At 52.5% G+C, this 5,390-nt stretch carries 4 protein-coding genes; 1 reads left to right on the top strand and 3 read right to left on the bottom strand.

Going from position 1 to position 5,390, the window contains the following annotated elements; all coding sequences use genetic code 11:
• The 3 genes from HY879_11920 to HY879_11930 all read right to left on the bottom strand — a co-directional run.
• A partial coding sequence (locus HY879_11920; protein MBI5604053.1) for a P1 family peptidase occupies positions 1-753 on the bottom strand: 753 nt, incomplete at its 3' end.
• Between the two features lie 110 nt (positions 754-863).
• Positions 864-2,498, bottom strand: coding sequence for an FAD-dependent oxidoreductase (locus HY879_11925; GenBank protein MBI5604054.1), 1,635 nt, complete (start codon positions 2,496-2,498; stop codon positions 864-866).
• A 677-nt stretch (positions 2,499-3,175) separates the two neighbouring features.
• Entirely contained in the window at positions 3,176-3,286 is a 111-nt protein-coding gene (locus HY879_11930) for a selenobiotic family radical SAM modification target peptide (protein ID MBI5604055.1), read from the bottom strand.
• A gap of 381 nt (positions 3,287-3,667) precedes the next feature.
• Between HY879_11930 and HY879_11935 the strand changes: the two genes are divergently transcribed.
• Positions 3,668-4,969 carry an MFS transporter gene (locus HY879_11935; GenBank protein ID MBI5604056.1) on the top strand — a complete coding sequence of 434 codons (1,302 nt, stop codon included), beginning with the start codon at positions 3,668-3,670 and terminating at the stop codon, positions 4,967-4,969.
• Positions 4,970-5,390: the final 421 nt, after the last annotated feature.

The raw sequence follows: 5,390 nt of genomic DNA on the forward strand, positions 1-5,390 counted from the left end.
CATCTGGGCTACCTTCTGGGCCTGGGCCTTGGTGAGGACCGCATCGGTGGCGATGACCCCGATGGTCGTATTGGTCGCCGGATGGGCTATGGGCCTATCGGGCAGCCTGACCGATCTTTTTCCCGTTGCACCGAATTCTTCCGCCATTTCCATCCGGATCTCCCAGGGACGGCCGTTCATCGGGTCGATGACCGAGCCGAGGGAATTAACGGCCACCAGGGCGGCCACGGTCACACCGAAATCCAGGACCTCACTGGCCGTTCCCACCCCTCCCTTTATCCCTCCGGAAAGGGCGCCGGTACCGGCACCGACCGAACCCAGAGAAAACAGACCGTCTTGAGCCGATTCGCAGGCCACCCTCCCCCAGTCTGGATTGACAGGAGGAACGAAATTTTTCCCACGGCCAAGATCAAACAAGGCGGCCGCCGGCACAATCGGGGCGACCTGCTCCTCCGGCAGGGGGAATCCCCATTTTCTTTCGGCCAGCCATCTGACCACGCCATCACAGGTGGCCAGGCCGTAGACCGAGCCGCCGGTCAGCACAACGGCCTGGACCTTTTCCACCAGGTTACAGGGCTGCAAGAGGTCTGTTTCCCTGGTCCCCGGAGCAGAGCCCCGCACATCAACCCCGGCCGTAGCCCCTTCCGGACATAAGGTAACGGTTACCCCGCTGGCCGCTTCAGGATCCGTAAAATGACCGACCAGAACCCCTTCTACATCCGTTAATGAATTATTTTTGTCTGTTTTGGTCATGGACTCCCCCTTCAACAACGTTAAAAATAACTTACCTGTTTTATCCTGAAAGTCAAATCGAGTTTTGGAAAAAGTTCAGGTCGTTAAAAAGAGAGCTTTTGTTCACGTAATCAGGCCCCCCAATCTTCCATCATCTTCTGAAAAGTGGATTCCCCGGCCCGTAAGACCCCGGCATAACCGCCACCGGGAGAACCCCAGGCGCTCGATAAGTACAATCCTTTTACTGGGGTCCGGTTGTCAATCCGTTCCATGAAAGCGTTATTCAGGGATTGTTCGAAACCATAAATGGCCCCTTCGGTATTCCCGGTGAAGCGCCAATTGGTCAATGGCGTGGCAACCTCCCGGACCTCGATCATGGAGGAAAGACCGGGGATGACTTTTTCTTCAGCCCTTTTGATCAGGATGTCGGCCCATCGGGCCTTTTCCTGATCATAGGCCGCTTTGCGACCGGCCCGGTAATCGGCCTCAAATTTCCGCCAGGGATCATATCCGCAGAGGAAGAGAAGCATCAGATTGGAGGTCCCCGGCCGGGAATAGCCTTCAAAAAGGTTATTATAAATAGTGACACTGAAACTGCCCCGGTCCACTTCACCTTTCAGACAGGAAAGATAATCATTATCCGGCCCCTGTCCGGAGGAAACGTGGATCCCGTACCCTTTAATCTTGCCCCTCAACTCCTTATTCAATCCCAGCCAGACGATAAAGGAAGAGAGGCTGGGCCGGTAACCTTGAAGCCTTTTAAGGTAGTCGGCAGGAACCGCCTCCCTGGGGAGCATTTCCTGAAAGGTCCTGAGGGCCCCGGCATTGCTGACCACGGCCCGGGCCGGCAGGACCTTTCCGCTGGACAGGGCCACACCCTGGACCGCCCCGTTTTTGACCTGGATTTTTTCTGCCCTGGTTTCATAGAGGATCTTTCCTCCGGAGGCCTCAATCACCTCGGCCAGGGCATTGCTCAAGGCCTGCGAGTTGGGCTTGATATAGAAAGAGCCGTTTTTCAAATATTCTCCGGTAGCCACGGCAAAATAAAAAGCCGACAGCTTTGAAGGCGGCAGGCCGTAATAGCCCCAAAGGGCCGACAGGATATCCCGGAGTTGGGGCTCCTTGACATAATCATCCAGAAGCCGGGCCAGGGTTTTGTCTCTAACTTTCCACATCTTGGGGTACTGAATCGGGAACAGGGGTTTGAAGACCTGGCCTTTTTTCTGATGGAGCTTCTGGCTTTCTTCGGCGATACCGATGATCTCGGAAACAAATCCGTGGATGCCTTCTTTTTCCTGGGGAAAGCGCTCCCCAAGGAGGCGTATAAAAGCCTCAGGGTTTCGGTTAGGGACGGAAAAGGTTCCGGTCGGAGTCTTGAAAAAATAGATCTCCGGCAATTCTACCAATTGCAGCTTCTCCAGGACCCCTAAGTCTTTGAGGATGCGGGCGGTGGCATTGTTGTTGATGGAAGTCCCATGCAAAGAGACCTCAAAGGAGAATTTTCCCCTGGCCCGGTCAAAAGAGGTGGCGTATCCTCCCGGGATGTCGTGTTGTTCCACCACGGTCACCGGGAGGCCCTGCCTGGCCAAGTAAGCGGCGCAGGCCAGCCCCCCCAAGCCACTGCCGATAACCACAGTGGGATAATTCGTATTTGGTCCCATGTTTTCGGCCCAGGCGGAGATCTTCTTCCAGTCCAAGGCCAACGAGGCCGCACTCATGGCCGAAATGGTTAAAAAGGATCTTCTGGTTATTTTTTCTCTAAACATGGCTTCCTCCTCTTAATGTTGATGGTGGCTTCCATTTTAGAGGTATATCCTAACCAGGCAATAAGTTTAAGATGAAAAGGTGAAAAAAGGGGATAAGCGGTCCGGGGAAGGCGTGAATCGTCGAAATAAACCGTTAGATGATGGGCGAAGTGAATAACTACGAATATCGAACATCGAATTTCGAAATTTTCACCGCAGAGCCGCAAAGGGCGCAAAGAGGGAATAAATTTTCCTTTCTGTTGAGAGGCCAAGGATGTTTTCTTCAATCCCGCCTCTCACGGGATTGAACAAAGATGTTTCTCTCTGCGTTCTTCGCGCCTTTGCGGTGGGAAAAACTCTTTTTTTAAACAACTAAAGTGTTACGATATTCTCATGTTTTGTTGGTGCCCCTTGAGGGCCTAAGGGTTGTTAACTGAATCAGGCTGCCCTGAAAAACTTGGAAAGACCGGATAGTGCCGCCGGCACTATTTCTTCCCGCTTCAACTGCTTTGGCCAGTACCACCGGTACTGGGTTTAGAGCCACCTCAACTGCTCTGCCCGGTACTATCGGTACCGGGCGCGGTTCCCTTTTCACTGCTCTGGCCAGTGCCACCGGCACCGGGTTTGGTCCCGCCTCAACTGCTTTGGCCCGTAGACTTTTCTTCCTGGGTACTACCTGTACCCGATTTGCCGCCACCTCAGCTACTTTTCCCATCATTGGCCAATCCGTTGGTTACAAGCGCCCCTCCGGTGAGCAGCCCGGCGATACTAAACCCTGCCAGGAGCCTTTTTAGCTCCTTTTTATCCATCCTTTTTTCACCTCCTTTTGAAAACCGGCTTAAATAATAAAATGGATTGGGCTCTTTTTTAAGGCCATTAATCCAGTCTATTATTTTACCGGGCAGGCCTCGGAGATCAAATAACGGGAAGACTTTATTTTATAAAAAAAAAGACCTTATTAATCAGGGAAGGGGACATGAGAGCCTGGTTCGATAAATTGGAGGACGTTTTCCATTGTCAAATCGTTATAATCAATGTAAAGATCTCCGAGGGAATCCGTGATGACCGAGGCTTTTTCAGGGATGAGGATTTAGTTCGAAAATAGGGCTCAGCGCTAACCGAGTTCTATTTTCATACTTCTTGGTGCCATGCCCCAAAAGGCGGGGCATGGCGGTTTAGTTCGAAAATAAATGAAAGCTTTCTTTAAAGATCCCATTCGCTACCGCTGGTGGATGCTGGGTATCCTGGGAGTGATCTATTTCCTGGCCTGTCTTCACCGGATATCCCCTACGGTTATCGCCCGTGACCTGGTGCATGAATTCGGGGCCGATGCCACCGCCCTGGGGCTCATGGCCTCGGCCTATTTTTACCTCTATGCCGCCATCCAACCCCCTGTCGGCTTATTGTCCGATACGATCGGACCCCGCCGGGTGGTGACCATTTTTACGCTCATTTCCTGCCTGGGTTGTCTGGTTTTCGGTCTGGCCACCAATATGCTCATGGCCGGTGTAGGCCGGGCCTTGATCGGTATCGGGGTGGGCGGCATTTTCGTCCCCGGATTGAAAATCTTCTCCAGTTGGTATAAACCAAAAGAATTTGCCGGGGTAACCGGACTTTTCCTGTCCCTGGGCAGTGCCGGCAATCTATCAGCCTCTTTGCCACTTACCTATCTGGTTCTGCTTCTCGGCTGGCGTCTCTCTTTTATCGGCATCGGGGGCGTTTCCCTGCTTCTGGGGGTCTTGGCCTGGATCATCCTCCGCGACCGGCCGGAAGACAAGGGTTGGCCGCCGGTGGCTGCCACGCCCCCTTTATCCTCTACGCAGTCAACCCCGATCCCGGAGGGGATGTCTCTTAGCAAGCGCCTTGGAATTATTTTCAAGAGCTGGAGTTTCTGGTTGATCACCCTCTCCTACTTCTTTTTCGGCGGCCCGGGTCTCACCTTTCAGGGACTCTGGGTGGTCCCCTATTTGATGGATGTTTACGAATACACGCGTCTTCAGGCCGGAGGGTTGTTGATGATCCTGCCTCTCGGATCGATCATCGGTGCCCCGCTAATCGGCTTCCTGGCCGGCAGGTTGAATATGGGACAAAAAGGGGTGCTGGTCCTATCCCTGTTTTTATCTTTAGCCTGCTGGTCCGTTTTATTCCTGGCCGGCGGCAAACCGCTCCCTGTTTTTATTATTCCCCTGTTCTTTATCATGGGCCTTTTCGGAGGAGGCGCACTCTCCCTGTACATGACCATGGTGAAAGAAATCTTTCCACCCCGGCTCACCGGAACGGCCGTCGGGCTGATGAACCCGGCCGCCTTTCTGGCTACGGCCCTTTTTCAACCTTTTACCGGTAGCCTGATGGATGCTGTAGGCAGAATCGGCTCGGCCTATCCCCTTAAGGCCTATCAACAGGTCTTTACGGTATTTTACCTATCCATGCTCATTTCTTTTGGCTTAATCCTCTTATTAAAAATTCCAAAGGCAGGGCGGAAAGAAGGTTAAAACGAAAATAACGTTCGGCGTTCGGCGTTCGGCGTTCGGCGAAAACCTAATTTCATCCTTCGTTGTGCCGCCCAAGCGGCATGTGGAATTAGTACGAAAGTAAGTTCGGTGTTTAGAGTTCGGAGTTCGGAGTAAACCATTTTCATGCTTCGTGGTGACCCTGGGGCATGCGGGCTTAATACGAAAATACCATTGCGGGTTTCGGGTTACGCGTTACGGGTTTAAAACCAGCCTAACTTCGACATTCATTATTCATTATTCGATATTCGATATTCGATATTTTCATGGTTCGTGGTTCCCCCAGGCGGACCTAAGGATTTATGGGGCCTCTCAAAAAACTTTCTACTTTCCAGCCTCCTTTTTTAAAATAAAAGGTAACAGCGCAATCGCGGTCGGTTCGACAAAGGGTTACGCCCCGTTC

This window comes from Deltaproteobacteria bacterium (assembly GCA_016219225.1).
Lineage (GTDB): Bacteria > Desulfobacterota > RBG-13-43-22 > RBG-13-43-22 > RBG-13-43-22 > RBG-13-43-22.

Excerpts from the sequence above, each read along its gene's own strand:
- HY879_11925 (MBI5604054.1), bottom strand. The coding sequence starts at position 2,498 with ATGTTTAGAGAAAAAATAACCAGAAGATCCTTTTTAACCATTTCGGCC.
- HY879_11930 (MBI5604055.1), bottom strand. The coding sequence starts at position 3,286 with ATGGATAAAAAGGAGCTAAAAAGGCTCCTGGCAGGGTTTAGTATCGCC.
- HY879_11935 (MBI5604056.1), top strand. The coding sequence starts at position 3,668 with ATGAAAGCTTTCTTTAAAGATCCCATTCGCTACCGCTGGTGGATGCTG.